Origin of the sequence: Sphingobacterium sp. CZ-UAM (genome assembly GCF_002000245.1) — a bacterium.
In the GTDB taxonomy this organism is placed as follows: domain Bacteria; phylum Bacteroidota; class Bacteroidia; order Sphingobacteriales; family Sphingobacteriaceae; genus Sphingobacterium.
This window is the reverse complement of record NZ_MTCM01000005.1, coordinates 15,337-34,468: the sequence shown is the minus strand read 5'-3', so window position 1 is coordinate 34,468 and position 19,132 is coordinate 15,337. Positions and strand designations below refer to the sequence as shown.

Sequence of the window (19,132 nt, the reverse complement as noted above, 5' to 3'; positions counted from 1 at the left end):
TTATTCGTCTCTCAGACTGTCCACTGGATTTGCTTTAGCGGCTTTAAATGTTTGATAGCTAACGGTGATCAGGGCAATGAATACAGCTGACAATCCGGCAAAAGCAAACATCCACCATTTTGGTTCAATATGGTAGGCAAAATTATCCAGCCACTTGTTCATTGCCATCCATGATAATGGTGTAGCGATACAGATCGCGATGACTAATAATCTGATAAAGTCGGAAGAAAGCAGCAGCACTAAATTGTATATGGAAGCACCAAGCACTTTGCGCACCCCGATTTCTTTGGTACGCTGTTGAGCCGTATAGGTCACCAATCCCAGTAAACCTAAGCAAGCAATAAAAAGAGCGAGGCTTGAAAAGGCTGTAAAGAGTCTTCTGAAGTTATAATCGGCTTCGTATTGACGGTTAAAATTATCGTCTAGGAAACTATATAGAAAGGGACGGTGAGGGACGAGTTCAGTCCATAATTTGCCAATTCGGTCGATTGTTTGCTGATTGATATTTTTTAGATTCACGGCCAGATAACGGCTGCTACTTGGTTCAAGTCGTAGTGCCAATGGCTCAATTTTGCGATGCAGGGATAGGTAATTGAAATCTTTTACAACGCCGATGACCGTGCCTTCTTTGCCCCACTGTCTAAATTGTTTTCCGATGATATCCTGTGGATTTGAATAGCCCCATAATTTGGCTGCTGATTCATTAATCACCAGTGAATGGGCGCTATCTGCTGGGAAATCGCGTGAGTAAGCTCTCCCCGCAGCCATCTTGATGCCCATATTGGGGATAAAGTCTATATCTATTTCATAGAGTGAGGGAGCGAAATTGGTCATTTTGCCGTCCGTTGACATGATCTCTGTTCCGGCATTTGGAAAAAATGTTCCCGGAACAGTGCGCGAAGCTGTCACCGACTGTACATCTTTATCTTTTGCGAGCGTATTTTTGATCGCCTCTAGGTTATTGTTGACTTTTTCATCGAAATTATAGTCGATGATTAGGCGTTGTGCTTTTTGAAAACCAAGGTCTTGCTGTTGCAGTTGATTCAATTGGGAAAATACAATCACAGTACCTGCAATCAATGCAATAGAAAGACAGAATTGAAAGACGACGAGCCCCCGACGTAACAAAGTTCCGCCCTTACTGTTGCCAAACGTCCCCTTCAGAACTTTAATCGGTTTAAAATTTGCCAGGATCAATGCGGGGTAGCTGGCAGCTAATAGCCCGGTTATAAGTGTTACCAAAAAGAAAATCGTCCAGGTGGTGCCATTAAGGAGGGATGAATAACCAAACTGTTTACCGGAAAAAGCTTCCATAAAAGGGAGAAAGGCAATGACCAAAGCGATAGCCAATATACCACCGATAAATACGAGTACCAGCGACTCAGACATAAACTGTAGAATCAGATTGCTTTTATTGGCACCAATGGCTTTTCGGACACCGACTTCCTTGGCACGCTCCATGGATCTGGACGTAGCAAGATTCATAAAATTGACACAGGCGATCAGCAGGATAAATCCACCTATGATCGCGAAAATATATAAATTTTGAAAGCTACCCGTTGTTCCCGGTTGGCGATCAGCAGTGGAGTGCATGTAGGCCTGAAGCATGGGCTCGAGGTGAAAACTGTATTTTGAATTGGCGTTTACTTGTACGGGGACATTTCGTTTGAGAAAGCCAGGTATCTTCTGATTGAATTTTGTAGGATCAAATTTTTTCGATGTCAAAAAGTAGGTGTAAAAATCTACATAGTCCCAGCCTTCTTTTTCGAAGACATCAGGTCTTGCTTTCCGGAAGGTACTCATAGATAACAGCGCATCGAAGGTAAAATGTGAGTTGGCAGGAACATCTTCCATTACAGCTGTTACGGTATACAGACCTGCATCAGCCCGACCTGCTGCTAATCCCCCTTCAATGGTTTTGCCAATGGGATTCTGGTCACCGAAATATTTTTTAGCTGTGCTTTCTGTCAATACAACAGAATATGCATTTTTTAATGCTGTATGTGGATCTCCGGCAAGGACTTTCCAGCTGAATACATCGAATGCTGTAGAATCCATGAAAAATACATTTTCTTCCTGGAATCTATTTTCCCCTTGTTTGAGTAGGATGGACGTTTGCCCGGAGAACTGAACGATCTTCTCGATTTCTGGGAAGTCGGATTTCAGGGCTTCTCCGATTGGGGCATTTCCCCAGATCTGATGTTGTTCTGTACTACCGACTTCTTTATAATCATGTACAACGCGGAAAATACGGTCTTTGTTGATATGATATTTATCGTAAGAAAGTTCATTCTGTACATAAATAACAATTAATAAACAGCAAGCCAAGCCAATGGCGAGACCTACAATATTTATGGTGGCATAACCTCTATTCTTTAGAATATTGCGCCAGGCTATTTTAATATAATTTTGTATCATGATTTATCGTGTTAATTATTCGTCCCTTAAGCTATCGACAGGATTACTCAAAGCCGCGCGAATGGCCTGATAGCTGACTGTGGTAACGGCAATCAGCAAGGCCAGAATGCTGCCGAAGATAAAGGTCTGTATGTCCAGCTCTGTTTTATAGGCAAAATTACTCAACCATTTATTCATCAAATAGACCGCAATGGGGCAGGCAATCAAAATGGCAATGGAGACGAGTATCACGAAATTTTTGCCCAATAGTCTTACGACGCCAAAGGTGCTTGCTCCGAGGACCTTGCGGATTCCGATTTCTTTTATGCGCATTTGTGCTTCGTGAGTTGCTAGTGCAAATAAGCCCAAAGCGGATATAAAAATCGCAATACCTGCAAAAATGTTGAATAGTAGTCCTGTCCGGTGTTCCGATTTATATAAATTGTCAAATTGCTGATCAATGAATGTATAATTAAATGGAGCATCGGAAGGATAGCGATTATAGATCTTTTCTAAAGCCTTAATGGCTTCAGGAGCTTTTGTCGTACTTGTTTTTACATATAAAGTGCCCGCTCCCCAACGTGTCCAAAAGACCATTGGACCAATCTTATCTTTGATGGATTTGAAGTGGAAGTCTTTTACCACTCCGATGATTTGTCCCGGGATATCATGAAAACTCATGTTGGATCCCACATAGGGTGGTTTTAAGCCCATCTGTTTAGCCAATGTTTCGTTGATGATATAGCCAGAAGAATCGGCTGGCATACCAGTAAAATTTTTCCCTTCGAGAAATTGTATGTTCATCAGTGGAATAAAATCCTTATCAATGGTCGCCTGAGCTACAATCAGTTTGTTGTCTTTAGATTTACCTTGCCAATCTATATCCCCAGTGGCATTTCCGAAGTCGGTCATGTTGTAAACACCGGATAAGGAGACAGCTTGTATGGCGTTGTTGTTTTTGAGTTCGGTCCGTATTGCATCTATATGCTTATAGGCTTCCTCTGGAAGACCAAGGGTTATGACATGATCTCTGTCATAGCCCAGGTTGATCTTTTGGATAAAAGCCAATTGGTTTCGGATGACAAGTGTACACACAATTAACGTCACGGAAAGGGTAAACTGGAAGACCACTAATATTTTACGCATTGTATTAGATGAAACACCTTTTACTGATTTCCCTTTTATGGATTGAATTGGATTGAATGAGGACAGTTGAATTGCGGGATATATACTGGATAGCGCGAGTGTTCCCAAAATTGCAGCCCCAATATACAGCCATATTGCCGTATTACGGAAAGAAAAGCTGATTGATTTTTGCGCAATCTGATTATATCCTGTATGAAGGATCAGAATCAGGATAAAAGCGATCACTAACGAACAAAGAAATACAATAACCGTTTCCGTGATGAATTGTAAGAATAAGTGGAGACGGTTGGCACCAATAATCTTTCTGATACCAACATCTTTCGCCCGATCCAATGCCCTTGCGGTGCTCAGATTGACATAATTTACTGCACCGATGACCAGCAGCAATACCGCTATGATCCCAAAAATCTGCACCATGCGAAGTGTAGATTTATTTCCGTCGGGCGCAATTAGATGCATGGTTTTTAACGGGTCTAAAACAAATACAGTCGAATTTTCGCCGTCACGGGCTTTGGTATAGGAGTCTGTGATAGATTTTCCGATAAGTGCTGCAGAAGCGTTGGGTTTGACTTTAACATAGGTTGAAAAGCTGTAGTTTCCCAGATCTTCATCGATTGTTTTCCATTTTCCATTCCCCCCCCAGTTTGTAAATCGCTGTGCATGATATCCTAATGGAATAACGACATCGAACTGCATGGAGGAGTTTTGGGGGAGATCTTGTAGGATACCGGACACAGTAAAGAGATCTTTTTGGTAACGAAAAGTCTTTCTGATAGCCTGCTGATTGCTAAAAAGTTTTTCGGCTGTTGATGCAGTGATAAGTGCCTGCTTGTAATTAGCCTGAAAACCTGCAAGAGAGCCTTCTTGCAGTGGAAAATGAAACATGTTGAAAAAATTGCCGTCAACATAATAGATGTTCATATCCGTTACGGGACGTTTCAACTTGTCATTGACCAATGTTGTATTGTAGTCCCGTGAAACACGCGTTGCGTAATCAACCTCAGGTACATTTTGTGCATAATTTCCAATAGGACCTGGGGAAGATCCCCATATAGAACCGTTGTGTTCGGGATCTAAGTGAGAATTGACTGTATATATACGTTCATAGTCTGGATGGAATTTATCAAAACTTTGTTCATCCTGTACCCAGAGAATAATTAATATCGAGGCAGTAAGACTGACCGACAACCCTAAGATATTGATAACGGTATAGAACTTCTTTTTCCTTAATTCTCTGATGGCTGTTATTAAATAATTCTTTATCATATGGTTAGGTTTTTGTAGTGTTGGTCAATTTTGCTGTGTTCTGTGTATTCTCTTGCGGTTCGTTCTTCAAAAACATGGATTGTGATGGGAACATTACTGAATCCCATCATTTTCCTTGATCACTATTGAGCTTCTTTATTCATCTCTTAAACTGTCTACTGGATTTGCACGGGCAGCACTGAGGGATTGATAGCCCATGGCTAAAAATGCTACGCCGATAGTTGCTATCGCCGGAATAATAAACATCCACCAGCTGAGTTCTATTTTAAACGCAAAGTCTGTGAGCCATTTATCAATCGCCAGCCAGGCAATCGGTGTAGCGATTAGGATCGAGATAAGAATTAGTTTGATATAATCTTTTGAGAGCAGTAGCACGATGCCACTGACCGTGCTGCCCAAAATTTTTCGGATCCCGATCTCCTTTGTTCGCTGGTGCGTAGTTAATGTCACTAAACCAATCAATCCCAGGCAGCTTAATAAAATGGTAATTGACGTTGACAGATTGATTATTTTATAAAAGCGATAATCTTTCTCATAGAGTTCCTTGATCCGCTCGTTATAAAATTGGTAGGTAAAAGGTGCATTTGGATATACGTTTTCCCATTCAGTCTTGATGGATGCAATTGCCTGATGCCATTTTTTAGGATCTCCATTTAATTTGATATTTATATTCTGCAGCGTGCCCTTATCAGTTGATATTTGCATGGCAAGGGGTTCTAATGGCGCATGGAGATTAAAGTTGTGGAAATCAGCCAGTACACCGACAATTGTCGTTGGACGATCGCTTACGGTAACAATTGCTCCGACAGCTTCAGCTGGGGATTTAAATCCAAATTTACTAATGGCCTTTTGATTGATCAGTATTCCTGAAGTTGTATCCGAGAGTTTGAGAGCCCGGCCGGCCAGTAATTTCATTTTAAATACATCCAAATAGTTCTCTTCAATATATTTAAAAGGCATATTAATCAAGATCTGACCGGTATCGCTCTGCATAACGATATTATTTCCCCATTGGTCGTTATTCATGGGGAGGTGGCCTAGCGAAATCTGATCAATTTCAGGATATTTTTGAAGAAGTTCTTTCAACAGAAATGGACTTTTACCCGAATCTTCTGCTTTTTTATACGGCAGTTTGAGTGTAATAACAGCATCATCCTGAAAACCAACATCGCTGTCTAAAGCATGCTGGAGCTGTAAACCCATGATCACTGTCAGCACGACAAAAGCTTGTGCGATTACAAATTGAAAGACAATGAGGATCTTTCTGAGCGAAATACCACCAAACGAAATTTTATCTGTTGCATGGATTTTGATGGCCTCTACGACATGTACTTTATTGATGAGATAAGCTGGATACAGACTGGAAATTAATGTCAATAGGATAATAAGTCCCAATAGAAAGATAAAGACAGATAGACTATCTGAATAAGCGTTTATATTTTCCGGAAGATATGTACTAAAGGTAAGTTCGAATATTTTGACCAAGGGCCAGGAGAATAATAACCCAAATAAACAGGTAAAAAAGGTTTCTTTGATAAAGGATAGTGTCAAGTGTCTGGGTTGTTCGCCCAATGTTTTCCGAATACCGATTTCCCGAGCCCGGGCCGGAACACGGGCGGTGGTCAGGTTGATGTAATTGATACTTGCCAGTATAAGGAGAAATACGGCTATACCTATCAATCCGAACAACACCTGCTTGTCACTTCCGTTCAAGATGAATTTATTGAAATGCAAGTCCGTCAGTGGTGCTAACTCATAACCGGCCGTTATATTGTACTGCTTAAATTCTTCGCCAGCCATCTCCTGAAACTTCTTGGTAGCTAGTTTAATTACTTGCGAAGGCATCCCATTTTCAGTTAATTTAATGTAAACATGGAAATTTGAACTTGAATTCTCCCAATTGTCTGCTTCCTGGGGATTGGGTTTTACACGGATAAATTCTTTACTGACAAAACTGCTCGGATAGTCTAAGTCGGCGACAATACCGGTTAATGTAAGAAGCTGATCATCGTATTGTATTGTTTTGCCAAGAAGAGATTTTGGATCTGCATCGGGGAAATATTGTTTTGCACGGGAGGCCGTCAGGATGGTTTCATTGTTGTTTTTGAGCGCCGTATTTGGATTACCAACGATCCATTTATAGGGAACGAGTTTAAAATAGTCGGCGGTGGCGGAAACAATTTTATCCTGCTCATTGAATTCCAGCGTTTCGTTGTTAGAACGCTTTACCTTGATGCTTTCAAATGATCGGTTAGCAATAGGTGCAACCACTTCCAGTCCGGTCAGATCTTTCTTTAGATTAGCACCGAGATAAGCACCAAGAGGGTAGGGGGTCCCATCAAAACGATGGATATTTTCACCTTCCTTAAATGCCGAGTAAAGCTTGTAAATCCGTTCCTTGTCGGGATGATTCTGGTTAAAACTGAATTCGTAATTGACAATCCGAAATACAATCCAGCTTGCGCTGATCCCGATCGCTAGACCGATGATATTAAGAAAGGTAAACAGACGGTTACGTCCCCATTGTCTCAAAATTAATTTTATGCCTTTCATCGTTTTATACTTTAAACTCGTTTAATAGCTCTCGGCCCTTCATGGGTAAGCGCTTTTAGATTTTTAAGAACATTCCTTACCCTTAAAAGGATCAGCTGGCCCTGGCTAGGATCCTAATGATGTCGTTTCCATAATAACCTGACCATCCAGCATGCGGATGATACGATCCGAAAATTTGGCGTCATGTTCACTGTGGGTAACCATCACGATGGTTGTACCAGCTTCGTTCAGTTCGGTTAAGAGTTGCATCACTTCATTACCATTGTTGGAATCCAGGTTACCGGTAGGCTCATCGGCAAGAATTAATTTGGGATTATTGACGACAGCACGGGCAACGGCCACACGCTGTTGCTGTCCTCCGGAAAGCTGTTGGGGAAAGTGGTTGCGGCGGTGCATGATTTGCACTTTCTCCAGTACTTCTTCAACTCGTTTCTTACGTTCGGCTGCTGGGACATTGGTATAGACAAGAGGAAGTTCCACGTTTTCAAATACAGTAAGTTCATCGATCAAGTTGAAACTCTGGAATACAAACCCGATATTATGTTTGCGAAGATCTGACCGACCACGTTCTTTGAATTTAGCCACCTCGATATCGTTGAATAAATAGCTCCCTTCATCCAGATCATCCAATAGTCCGATTATATTCAGTAAAGTTGATTTGCCACAACCAGATGGACCCATCACGGCAACAAATTCACCTTCTTTTACGTGAATATTCAGATTGTTCAATGCGACAGTCTCTACTTCTTCCGTGCGGTAATACTTTTGAAGATTGGTTATTTTAATCATATTTTTTGCGCTCATGGTTTTATGTTTTGGGCCCTCGGCAATCGCTTTAGGCGGTTATTATTCTGTTTAATTCTATTCTTTTAAATTGTTTATTTTTCTTTTTATTCGTCTCGGAGTGTCTTCGTCGGGTTGGCTATTGCGGCTTTAAAAGCCTGTGAGCTAATCGTTAACAGGGCTATTATTATGGCAGATAGACCACTCAGCACAAAGACCGTCCAGGAGATGTTAACATGGTGTGCATAGTCTGCGAGCCATTTGTGCATGAAAACCCAGGCAATCGGGAATGCAATGATACAGGAGATACCTATCAGGATAATAAATTCGCGATTGAGCATCTGAATAAGACCAGAAACGGAAGCACCAAGGACTTTGCGTATACTGATCTCTTTGGCACGTTGTTCTGTCGCAAAGGCAGCCAAACCAAATAGGCCTAAGCATGAAATAATAATGGATATAACCGCAAATACACTGGATAACTGCTGTATAAACAGTTCAGCCTGAAATTTGCTGTTGAAGGTTTCATCCAAAAATTTGTAATCGAAAGGAAATCCGGGATTATTTTTTACAATAATCTTTTCAATTTGTTGAATAGCCTGCGGCAGGTCAATCCCTGCTTTTGTACGGATATTCAATAGGCCGGTTTCTCTGACCAGAGGTATAAATAACATGGGATCTGGATCGGCATATACGTTGTTATAAACAAAATTTTTGACAACTCCGGCAATCGTGTAATTCTCTTCGCCGTAATTAAGGATACTACCCACTACATGGCCGTCTTTCCGGATTAATTTAGCAAGGGTTTCATTAATAAGAACCGATGTGCTGTCACCCAGTAAGTTGGCGTGGAAGTTTCTTCCATCAAACATTTTAAGATCTAATGCCGGTATTAAGCCTTCATCTGCACGTAGCATTCCGATCAGAATACTCTTGTTTGGATCTTTTCCTTCCCAATTGAAACCAGAGGTATTGTTGTAAATGTTGAGAATACTCACATCACTGACACCAACCTGCTCCACCAATCCTGTTGCTAGGAGCTGGTTTTTGATCAGGGGAAGATGTTTGGCCATATCACCTTGCAGTGTGGTGGTCAATACCTGACTCTTGTCAAAGCCAATGTCTCTATTTTTATTATGTTGTATATGTTGATAAATGATAATCGTACAAATGATCAGTACAACTGATGCGGTATACTGTAGTACAACCAATCCCTTGCGGATAAGACTTCCGGTGCCAGCTTTCTGCTTCGCTCCTTTGATAGTCGATAGTGGCTTGAAAGCAGACAGAAAGAATGCGGGATAACTTCCTGCAAATAGCCCGCATATTAAAGTAATTGTGATGACAAAGGCAAGATGTATCGGTTTGAATAAATCGACCTGAAGGTCTTGGCCAATCATGGTATTAAATGGCCGAATACAAATATAGACCAATAAAATAGCAACTAATGAGGAAATAGAAGCTAGGACCAATGATTCTGCGAGAAATTGTCCAATCAACGATTGACGACTTGCACCAACAACTTTGCGCATACCGACTTCTTTTGCCCTTTTTTCGGATCTGGCGGTAGCAAGATTCATAAAATTGATACAGGCAATCAGCAAAACGATCCAAGCAATAATGCTGAACAGACGAATATTTTTTAAACTTCCTTCTATTTCATTTCCACTGTTATCAAAACGGTTATGTGTAACCCATCTTTCCATTGGATAGAGGAAATTTTGTGAAAAAGTAACCTCACCATTGGTTCTATTTTTGACATAGTTCATGAGCTGTTTGTTGATTTGATCAACGTTTGCATTGTCTTCAACCTGAATCAACGTCTGGATACCATTATTGTCCCATCTGGTCAGCCAGTCTTGGCTAGACTCAAATTTTTTGAAGGGAATTAACCATTGAAAATTATAACTGCTGTTTTTAGGGAGGTCTTTTGTAATGGCTGATACGATGTAAAGTTCTTTGTTATCAGTCTTTACTGTCTTACCTAGGGCGGGTTGACTGCCAAATAATTTTTTCGCGCCGGATTCTGATAAAATGATGTTATCTACTTTGTCAAATGCGGTTTTACGATCCCCCTCCATAAATTCCAGCGAAAGCACGTCGGCAACGGTCGCATCAGCATATAGTCCATTCTGAAATAAATTGTTATCACCAACAGAGAATAACATTGGGCTAATCCATGTCATGCGTACGGCATGTTTAATGCCCGGAATCTCTTTCGCTATATTTTGCGCCAGGGGGCCGGGGGTTGATTCGAACACAAAGGTTGCACCATCATAGGTCTGTTTTGACTTGACGATATAGAGATCCTTTTTGTTGGGGAAGTTATCATTATAGCTTAACTGATTTTCTACCCATAAAAAGATCAAGGATGCTGCTGCAATGCCGATCGCTAACCCAAAAATATTGAGAAAGCTGTACCCTTTGGTTTTCCAAAGGTTACGAAAGGCTGTTTTTATAAAGTTCTTTATCATCGTGGTATTGCGTAATTGCTGTTGTTTATTCAGATTTGGTTAAATAAGCCAGTGGATTAACAATGGCTTTATTTTTTACTTCGAATTTATCGCTTAATACTTAATTCCTGCACTTTGTCATAGGTCTCGTAACTCGATACGACGACCTTGTCTCCGGGTTGTAATCCTTTGATCACTTCATAATATTCTGGATTCTGTCTGCCCAGTTGGATGTCGACACGGTAAGCTGTATTTTCATTTTTATCGAGTTTGAAGATCCAGTTGCCACCGGTCTGTTGATAGAAACCACCTTTAGCTAATAATAATGCTTTCGTTTCATCACTTAAGGCGAGACGTATCTGTAGCGTCTGTCCACGACGGATTCCTTTGGGGACTTCATTGATAAATTCCATGTCGACCTGGAACCGGCCATTGGTTACCTGCGTGTATACCTTTTTAATACGAAGCTTGTAGGTTTTGTCTCCAATGGAAAACTCGCCCTGAAGATCTGGGAAAATACGGTTGATATAATGCTCGTCGATATCAGCACGAACTTTAAATCCAGTCAGGACGTCAATCTGACCGAGTCGCTCGCCCGCATTTTTGTTCTGTCCAATTTCGGCATCAAAAGCAGTTAACTGACCATCGACAGGTGCCCGTACGATGAGGTCACCAATTTTTCGTTTCATTAATTCCAACGCACTTTGTGTACGTTGGTAGGTCTGTCTGTCCTGATTCGTTTTTTGAGCGTTGGATATTTCGTCTTGTTTTAGAATCTGTTTCGTTAGATTAACCCGTTCCTTTTGGTAATTATATTCATTTTTTGATTTTTCAAATTCCTGTGATCCAATAGCCTTTTCCGCGAGTAATTTTCTGTTTAAGTTATAGATACGCTCGGCTTCCCTAAAAGCCTGTTCGACATCTGCCATCTGGTTACGGTTGTTAATAGATGCTTGTTGGGCATTGGTCTGCGCGATCTGCGACTGTGTCAAAAGGTTCAGTACTTGTGTTTCCTGTTGAACCAACGTAAGCTCCTGATCGGTATTGGATAGACGCATAATCGGATCACCCTTTTTTAAGACAGTACCATCTTCAACAAATTTTTCCTCCACACGACCACCTACAGAAGCATCGAGATAGATGCTGCTGATTGGAAGCACTGTGCCATTGATTGGAATGAATTCCTGAAAGTTACCATTTTTTATTTCGACAATAGAGATACGGTCCGCTTCTACATTTAGCTTGCTTTTGCCCGAGGTAAAGTAAAAACTAGCGCCGATTAATCCAACGATGCCAGCAATCCCTACAATGGTCATGATGCGTTTGCTATTCCACTTCTTCTTTTCTAAAGGTCTGTCCATAATTTAATATCAATTTGCTATGTAACTATGAAAGCTGTGCCAATAATTTAACGTATTGATTTTTAGTTGTTTATTTTGTTTGTGCTGCTGTTCGGTGTTCGATAGCGGACACTTCATGTACGATGGCGTACAACCCGGATCTTATCTATGATTTTTACCGTATATTTTTATTGTATTTTAATAAGATTGCGCGGGTGTTCAATATCGGACAGTTGATTGTACGAACTTGGACATTGATCGTTTGTTGTTTTGTGCATCTTGTTGATAATCAGAATTTTTATTGTTTGGCATGGCGATGGTCTGCTTGGAAAACAAAAAGTGGATATGAAGAGAATCTATATATATAGTACATTGTGTTTTTTGTTGACTTATATAAAACTTGAGGCACAACAGACTGAGCAAGGAATTGGGGAGCGGGATGTTGTAAAAGTAGAAGCTATCAGGGGGAATGAGTCGGAATCAAAACGTAGCTTGGCCGACTGTATCCAATTGGCTATAAAAGCCAACCCTACCTTATTGCAAAATGAATTAGCAGTAAAACGAGCTGAAGTGAATCTTTCACAGGCAAAATCGAATCGATTACCTAATTTGAATGGACGCTTGGGGCATAGCCTTACCTCAGGACGTTCCGTTGATAATGCGACAAATCAATATATTACTAGCAATAACTCTTCTGGAAATTTTGGGTTGGATGCTAGTGTGCCTGTTTTTAATGGGTTTCGTATATTGAATGATATTCGGATGCGCGCAGATGCGAAGGCAGCGGGAAAACTTGAATTTGATTCGCAGGTCAATGCATTGAAACTGGATGTTATTACGGCTTATATCCAAGTATTAACAGCACAGGATGTTTTGAGGCAATCAGAGGTGCAAACAGAGGTGACACGTGAGCAGGTACGTCGTGCTGAAGCGATGCAAAAAGAGGGTGCAATTAATCCGGGGGATTATTTTGATCTAAAAGGACAGCTTGCTAATGATATCAATATGATCGAAAGCAATAAACAGCGGCTTTATACGAATCGTGTAAAGTTAGCCAGTTTATTAAATATAGAAGAGGCGCAATTGGGCGATTTGCAGGCACTGGAGTTAAAAGCTGATGCACAAAAAATGGACGCTACAACACTTTATAACTTGGCAACGGAGAATCTACCGAATATTCCGGCGCTGGATTGGAAAATTAAAGCGGCCGAAAAAAATATTAAAATAGCGCAATCTTCCTATTGGCCTTCTTTGTCATTAAATGGTGGATTAGGTTCGAATTATTCCAAAAATGTAAAAACGGGCGGTTATTGGTATCAAATGAAGAATAATCTTGGAAAGTCTGTATCATTAGATCTTTCAATTCCCATTTTTAACAGATTTAAGGTTAGGAATGATGTTAAACTGGCTAAATTAGATTTGGAATCAAGCAAATTTCAACGCGAGATTGCGCTGAATAATTTGAGGACCGAGACTGCAAATGCGGTTTTTAACCTGCAAAATGCCAGCAATACAATTACACAATTGCAGGAGCAAAATACAAATTACGCTGAATCATTTCGTATCGCCAAGGTCGTATTCGAATTGGGAAACAGTAATTCAGTCATATTTTTAACTGCAAAGACAAAATATGATAATAGCCAGATCCAATTGGTTGTCAAGCAGTATGAGTGGTTGCTACAAAAATATATCAATGATTATTACGCAGGCTCGTTAAATTTATAGTTATCTTAGTGTCTGAATGAAGCCAGGGAATATGAAAAAAGCATCTATTTTAGTAGTCGACGATGACCAAGATTTACTTACAGCAGCAAGAATCTTGCTAAAACCTAAAGTCAGCCATGTTCATGTCGAATCTAATCCAGAGAACCTGATTGGGCATTTGGAGAAAATGCCGTATGACCTTGTGCTTCTGGATATGAATTTCAAAAGTACAATCAATACCGGAAATGAAGGGTTATATTGGTTGTCGCGGATCAAGGAAAAGTTTCCGCAGATTCATGTGATTATGATTACAGCCTATGGGGCAGTAGACCTGGCTGTGAAATCACTGAAACAGGGCGCCGCCGATTTTGTGGTCAAGCCCTGGGAAAACGAGCAGTTGCTGGCAACCATTGAAAGCACGCTTGCAGAATCAAAAAATAAAGAAAAGAAAAATAAGAGTTCGCTGTTACGCTCCGGCAATAGCCCAGATCTGATCGGTAATTCGGTGGTCATGGACGAACTGCAATATAAGCTTGAGAAGATAGCACCAACAGACGCAAATATCTTGATCTTGGGGGAGAATGGCACCGGTAAGGATTTGATTGCACAGGCGATTCAACGGCGCTCGTTGCGCTCGGATCAGGTTTATGTGAAAGTTGACGTAGGTGCATTGACGGAGACTTTGTTTGAAAGTGAACTTTTCGGCTATAAAAAAGGGGCATTCACAGATGCGCGGGAAGACCGTCAGGGACGTTTTGAAGCGGCAAATGGCGGGACTTTGTTTCTGGATGAGATCGGTAATATCTCGTTGCAGCAACAGGCCAAACTATTGACTGTATTACAAAATCGTCAAGTTACACCGCTGGGTTCTTACCAATCGATCCCAGTGGATATACGCCTAATTTCCGCAACAAATGTATCCCTTAAACACTTGGCCGATGAGAGCCGTTTTCGGAAGGATCTGATTTATCGCATCAATACCGTGGAAATTCAAGTTCCTCCTTTACGGGATAGGGGAGAAGATATCGGGCTATTGGCAACATATTTTCTGGATATCTATGCCAAGAAGTACAATAAACGCATAGAAGGATTTGAACCAGATGCGATAAAAAAGCTTTTTGCTTATCACTTTCCCGGAAATGTGCGTGAGTTGCAATACAGTATCGAACGAGCTGTTATCATGGCCGATCAGGTAAGTATTGCCGGAAATGATCTGTTTTTTTCTCCAATTGAGCAGCAAGTAGAACAGGTTGTTGTTGAATCTGTTCCTAGCAGTCAAAATCTGGAAGAGTTGGAGCGCAAAGCCATTAAGTCGGCCATCGAACGTTATAATGGAAATATCAGTAAGGCAGCAAAGGAATTGGGGCTTACCCGTGCGGCACTCTATAGGCGTTTGGAGAAATACGATATCTAGCCTATGAGACATGGAAAGATTTTAAATGTAATTAAGATTGTTTTGCTGTTGGTAGCTGCGGTTGTGGCTGCCTACCTCTTGATGAAGCATGAGTATGTACAAGCGTCTTTGATCTTTTGTATTATGCTCTATCTGGGTTTTAATCTATATGCCCAATATAATTTTTTGGAAAGACAGCTTGTAGAATTTGCCGAGGCAGTTAAATATCGCGACTTTACGCGACGTTTTTTGGTGAAAAATCCGAAATCGGTCGAAGGGCAGCTTTTTCGCGCTTTTAATCAGATTAACGAAACGTATAAGGAAATCAGTATTAAACAGGAGATACAGCATCAGTACCTCGATCGTGTTATTAATATGCTTAACTCGGCTATTATCTTCTATGAAATGGATACGGGAAAAGTAATGTGGGTGAACGATGCCTTTAAACAACTTTTTCATCTGCCACATCTAGGGAATATTGCCGGACTGAAAAAGAAAAATCCCGACCTTTATGAAAAGACCATGTTGCTGGATAATGGTCAGCAACAAATGGAGTCTATCCAGTCAAGTAAAGGAAAAATAAAATTGCTGATTCAAAGTTCTAGTTTTGAAACACAAGATGCCATATTTCGCATTGTCGTTTATCAAAATATCAACGAAGCTATTGATGAGACTGAGACAAAGGCTTGGCATAAGTTATTGCGCGTACTTACGCACGAGATCATGAATTCTATTGCGCCAATCAGTTCATTGGCCGAAACACTCAATGGGCGTTTGGACCATTTCAGAGGACATGAGGATATTGATGATCTAAAAACCGGTATATCAACCATCAAAAGGCGGAGCGAAGGACTCCTGCATTTTGCAAAAAGCTACCGTATGATTAATAAGGTGGATCAACCACAGGTAGCGCCGATTCAGGTTTCCCAACTATTTGAACATATTTACCAGTTGCTCGAGCCGACGCTGATCCAAAAAAATATTGATGTTGATATTATCTTAAAGAACACCCGGTTGATACTGTATGCTGATGTCAACTTGATCGAACAGGTTATTATCAATCTGATGCTAAATGCAATTGATGCAGTGAAATCCCGAACGGAGGCCTATATCAGTTTATCTGCAATGGAAATCGATGGAAAGGTGCAGATTCGCATCGAAGATAATGGTCGGGGAATCCCGGCGGATCTCCAGGAACAAATATTTACACCCTTTTTTACAACAAAGAAAACTGGAACAGGGGTGGGTTTGACTCTGAGTAAGCAGATTATGTTGCTGCATAAAGGCACGATCTTTCTCAATAGCGTTGAGGGAGAAGGTAGTGCTTTTATACTTCAGTTTTAACCCTTCTTTCCAACTATAACCTAGCTTTTAACGATCATCTTGTTCTTGTTATGCCTATGGTGCAAATGGCTTGTTCATGTCTTGTGTTTTGATGTTCCATGTGAAATAAAGTGTAAAATCAGTATTTTTCATGCAAAACGAATGTCATCTATTCTTTGAGTATACAACAAATTGCTGTTTATCGAGCTGTAGGTGATTAAATATGCCTTTACAGAAAGGAGAATTTAATTGTATATCAAGACAAATTTTTCGATGTTTGCAGCAAAATGAATTACCACCTGAAGTATTGGCGCCATTATTTCATTTCCCATAGCCGACATGGGACACATTCACCGTTTGTTTATAAATTGGTCGATGAGGTCATTTATCAGAAAGATAATCCCGATATGCGTTTAAATTTGCCCCGGGACATTAGTGTAAGGGGGAAGGTAGAAGAAAAAAAATATCTGCTAATCGATCGCCTATTGAAGGCTTTTGCATTTGATCAGTTTGTGGTTTTGGCAGAGAAGTCACTGCCAAGTTACGAGGTGCTGTTGAAACAGCAAGCCGGAAGTTATTCTTTTCGCAAGATCTATTATATCGATAAGACAAACCTAGACCTGGATTTTCTGGCTATCGTCGGCGAACGCGATATGCTGATTGTAAACGAGCCCCATTTGTCGGTCGAGCGTGAAGACTATTGGAAGAGGCTCAAGGATGATAGTCGCGTAGTTGTCACCATAGATTTGTATCGAATTGGCTTGGTCTTTTTTAGGGCTGGACAACGTAAGGAAAATTTTCTAATCAGGTTTTAGTTTCTCCGTTGTTCTTTCTACAATGTTTGATTAGGATTGAAAGCCATCAACGTATTACGGTATACGTGGAAGTAGATTGTATGCATCTACCCGCAAAGGTGACTTGAGGTAGACTTATTGTGAGCACAGAACTAATATAGCATCAATCAGTACCTTATTGAAATTGATGAAGGGGGGGAGGCTGTTCAAAAAGATAAACTGGGGCTCGTCAACAATTGGATAGAAATTGTTGCAGGTTCCGGATAAAATAAAAAAAGGGGGCAGTCCATTTTTATGCCCCCTTCTTTATTTAAAAAGCTTCACTTAGGGATAGGTAAAAGCCTGATTGGCGTTTCTCTCCGTTCCGTTGTTCACCATATGAATAGTCAAATCGAATACTGCTATTGTGTTCCAAACTAAAAAAGTAGCGTAATCCGCCGCCATAACTTGGTACATACCTGCTGCTATTTTCTTTTGAAAAGGTTGACCCTATTCCAGAAAAACCAACGATACCAAAACGGGGGTGAAAACGATAGCGTAATTCGGCTTGCGAAGCGAGGTAGTTTTTGTCACGATAACGTCCAAGGTAATATCCACGCATCATCATATCGCCGCCTAATTCACGGTAATTATAGAAAGGAATTGTTTTTCCGAATGTCGAACGAAGGATTCCTTGGAGGGCCAGTGTGACGTTTTTATGTAGAGGAATAAAACCACGGAGATCCAGGTCCAGATTTGCACCATTAAAATCTTCACTGGTCCATAATTTGGGTGCGTAGGCGAGGCGAAATTTGGCATAATAACCACGTGTGCTATAAGAAACATTGTCGCGGTTATCAAATAACTGCGATACACCGAGGAGCAGTTGTTGCCCCCCTTTTTTTCCGATAAGGTCAGATCGATTAAACACACGGTCGTTGCTATCACTGCGGATTGTGAAATTATCGTACTGTATATTAATGCCCGAATACAAATTGTTATGGACTTTTTTCTCTACTTCCAGTTTTACGCGAAATAGTTTTTGGTCGATGCGCTCTTCGTCTATTTTCCAGGTATCCATACCGATGCCATAATAATTAAATGGCCAGTTGCGGTACCTAATTTCGCTGACAAAATGATAATCGTTATTTTTTGTCCAAAGATCAGTTTGAAATTTAAAGTTTGACTGATGTTTAGAGGTAAAGGTTCCCATCAATGTCATCGTGGAGGTGCGAATATGGGGATCCGATTTGTCCAGGTAAAAGTTATATGAGCTGGCTAAACCATATTCTACTCCGGTTTCCTGTGCGTACCCAACTGCAGGCAAAACCATAAAACTGCCCGAACGGGTAGAGTCTTTCTCAGCCGAAAGAAATTTTTTACTCAATTTTTGAATAATATTTTGAGCTTTCAAATCGCCTTTACCAACTATAAACAGCGCAAGTAACGCTGTATAGCGGGTAAGTTTTGAAAGTGATTGGGGTAAAATTTGCATGCCCAAAGATAGTATATTAGGCAAATAACCAAAATAGGCAAATAGTCAATTAAAAATTATTGTGCTGCATATCAGTATAATTGACAAAAAGTGCTGTTTTTTTTTGATAAATATTTTTGTAAAGTGACTTTTGTGTCTATCTTTGCATCAGCAAACAAGGGAACAACGGTTCATAACAACGAAGTTTGCTTAGTTCTTTAAATGAAAAAAAGTAAAAAATAAACTTGCAAAAATCAAAAGTAAATTCGATATTTGCACTCGCTGAAAAGATAAGATTATCGGATTGGCGTTGATAGAACGTAAGTTGTTTTAAAAATATTAGAAGCCTCTTTAGCTCAGCTGGTAGAGCAACTGACTTGTAATCAGTAGGTCATTGGTTCGATCCCGATAAGAGGCTCTAAATGCAACGTAGGTTGCAGGTCTGGAGGGGTTCCAGAGCGGTCAAATGGGACGGACTGTAAATCCGTTGCTTCGGCTTCGAAGGTTCGAATCCTTCTCCCTCCACA

At 40.6% G+C, this 19,132-nt stretch carries 11 protein-coding genes and 2 tRNA genes; 6 read left to right on the top strand and 7 right to left on the bottom strand.

All coding sequences use genetic code 11. From position 1 onward, the window contains the following. From BWD42_RS17860 to BWD42_RS17835, 6 genes are all read right to left on the bottom strand, one after another. Window positions 1–2,418, bottom strand: a complete 2,418-nt coding sequence (locus BWD42_RS17860) for an ABC transporter permease (RefSeq protein WP_077437783.1) — start codon at window positions 2,416–2,418, stop codon at window positions 1–3. Window positions 2,419–2,433: 15 nt separating this feature from the next. After that, window positions 2,434–4,809: an ABC transporter permease gene (locus tag BWD42_RS17855; protein WP_077437782.1), complete on the bottom strand. Its 2,376-nt coding sequence runs from the start codon at window positions 4,807–4,809 to the stop codon at window positions 2,434–2,436. Between the two features lie 135 nt (window positions 4,810–4,944). Then, window positions 4,945–7,362, bottom strand: coding sequence for an ABC transporter permease (locus tag BWD42_RS17850; protein WP_077437781.1), 2,418 nt, complete (start codon window positions 7,360–7,362; stop codon window positions 4,945–4,947). A 105-nt stretch (window positions 7,363–7,467) separates the two neighbouring features. Beyond that, window positions 7,468–8,151: an ABC transporter ATP-binding protein gene (locus tag BWD42_RS17845; RefSeq protein WP_077438031.1), complete on the bottom strand. Its 684-nt coding sequence runs from the start codon at window positions 8,149–8,151 to the stop codon at window positions 7,468–7,470. 101 nt (window positions 8,152–8,252) lie between these two features. Then, window positions 8,253–10,619, bottom strand: a complete 2,367-nt coding sequence (locus BWD42_RS17840) for an ABC transporter permease (RefSeq protein WP_077437780.1) — start codon at window positions 10,617–10,619, stop codon at window positions 8,253–8,255. An 86-nt stretch (window positions 10,620–10,705) separates the two neighbouring features. Then, window positions 10,706–11,959 (bottom strand): efflux RND transporter periplasmic adaptor subunit, encoded by a 1,254-nt coding sequence (locus tag BWD42_RS17835; RefSeq protein ID WP_077437779.1) that lies wholly within the window; start codon window positions 11,957–11,959, stop codon window positions 10,706–10,708. Between the two features lie 324 nt (window positions 11,960–12,283). On the opposite strand from BWD42_RS17835, the gene BWD42_RS17830 reads away from it, so the two are divergent. The 4 genes from BWD42_RS17830 (at window position 12,284) to BWD42_RS25015 (ending at window position 17,173) form a co-directional block, all read left to right on the top strand. After that, a complete protein-coding gene (locus BWD42_RS17830) occupies window positions 12,284–13,663 on the top strand; it encodes a TolC family protein (protein ID WP_139351203.1) in 1,380 nt (459 codons plus the stop codon). A gap of 31 nt (window positions 13,664–13,694) precedes the next feature. Then, window positions 13,695–15,056 carry a sigma-54-dependent transcriptional regulator gene (locus tag BWD42_RS17825; RefSeq protein ID WP_077438030.1) on the top strand — a complete coding sequence of 454 codons (1,362 nt, stop codon included), beginning with the start codon at window positions 13,695–13,697 and terminating at the stop codon, window positions 15,054–15,056. Between the two features lie 3 nt (window positions 15,057–15,059). Next, window positions 15,060–16,379 (top strand): sensor histidine kinase, encoded by a 1,320-nt coding sequence (locus tag BWD42_RS17820; protein ID WP_077437777.1) that lies wholly within the window; start codon window positions 15,060–15,062, stop codon window positions 16,377–16,379. A 266-nt stretch (window positions 16,380–16,645) separates the two neighbouring features. Continuing rightward, window positions 16,646–17,173, top strand: a complete 528-nt coding sequence (locus BWD42_RS25015) for a hypothetical protein (protein ID WP_077437776.1) — start codon at window positions 16,646–16,648, stop codon at window positions 17,171–17,173. 289 nt (window positions 17,174–17,462) lie between these two features. Here BWD42_RS25015 and BWD42_RS17810 read toward each other — a convergent pair whose 3' ends face one another. Then, window positions 17,463–18,626 carry a BamA/TamA family outer membrane protein gene (locus tag BWD42_RS17810; RefSeq protein ID WP_077437775.1) on the bottom strand — a complete coding sequence of 388 codons (1,164 nt, stop codon included), beginning with the start codon at window positions 18,624–18,626 and terminating at the stop codon, window positions 17,463–17,465. A 324-nt stretch (window positions 18,627–18,950) separates the two neighbouring features. On the opposite strand from BWD42_RS17810, the gene BWD42_RS17805 reads away from it, so the two are divergent. Beyond that, window positions 18,951–19,023: transfer RNA gene (locus tag BWD42_RS17805), tRNA-Thr, on the top strand. Window positions 19,024–19,049: 26 nt separating this feature from the next. Further along, a tRNA-Tyr gene (locus BWD42_RS17800) sits at window positions 19,050–19,130 on the top strand. Window positions 19,131–19,132: the final 2 nt, after the last annotated feature.

Bases quoted from the DNA above. Each gene is read 5' to 3' on its own strand.
- BWD42_RS17860 (WP_077437783.1), bottom strand. From the start codon at position 2,418: ATGATACAAAATTATATTAAAATAGCCTGGCGCAATATTCTAAAGAAT.
- BWD42_RS17855 (WP_077437782.1), bottom strand. From the start codon at position 4,809: ATGATAAAGAATTATTTAATAACAGCCATCAGAGAATTAAGGAAAAAG.
- BWD42_RS17850 (WP_077437781.1), bottom strand. From the start codon at position 7,362: ATGAAAGGCATAAAATTAATTTTGAGACAATGGGGACGTAACCGTCTG.
- BWD42_RS17845 (WP_077438031.1), bottom strand. From the start codon at position 8,151: ATGATTAAAATAACCAATCTTCAAAAGTATTACCGCACGGAAGAAGTA.
- BWD42_RS17840 (WP_077437780.1), bottom strand. From the start codon at position 10,619: ATGATAAAGAACTTTATAAAAACAGCCTTTCGTAACCTTTGGAAAACC.
- BWD42_RS17835 (WP_077437779.1), bottom strand. From the start codon at position 11,959: ATGGACAGACCTTTAGAAAAGAAGAAGTGGAATAGCAAACGCATCATG.
- BWD42_RS17830 (WP_139351203.1), top strand. From the start codon at position 12,284: ATGAAGAGAATCTATATATATAGTACATTGTGTTTTTTGTTGACTTAT.
- BWD42_RS17825 (WP_077438030.1), top strand. From the start codon at position 13,695: ATGAAAAAAGCATCTATTTTAGTAGTCGACGATGACCAAGATTTACTT.
- BWD42_RS17820 (WP_077437777.1), top strand. From the start codon at position 15,060: ATGAGACATGGAAAGATTTTAAATGTAATTAAGATTGTTTTGCTGTTG.
- BWD42_RS25015 (WP_077437776.1), top strand. From the start codon at position 16,646: ATGAATTACCACCTGAAGTATTGGCGCCATTATTTCATTTCCCATAGC.
- BWD42_RS17810 (WP_077437775.1), bottom strand. From the start codon at position 18,626: ATGCAAATTTTACCCCAATCACTTTCAAAACTTACCCGCTATACAGCG.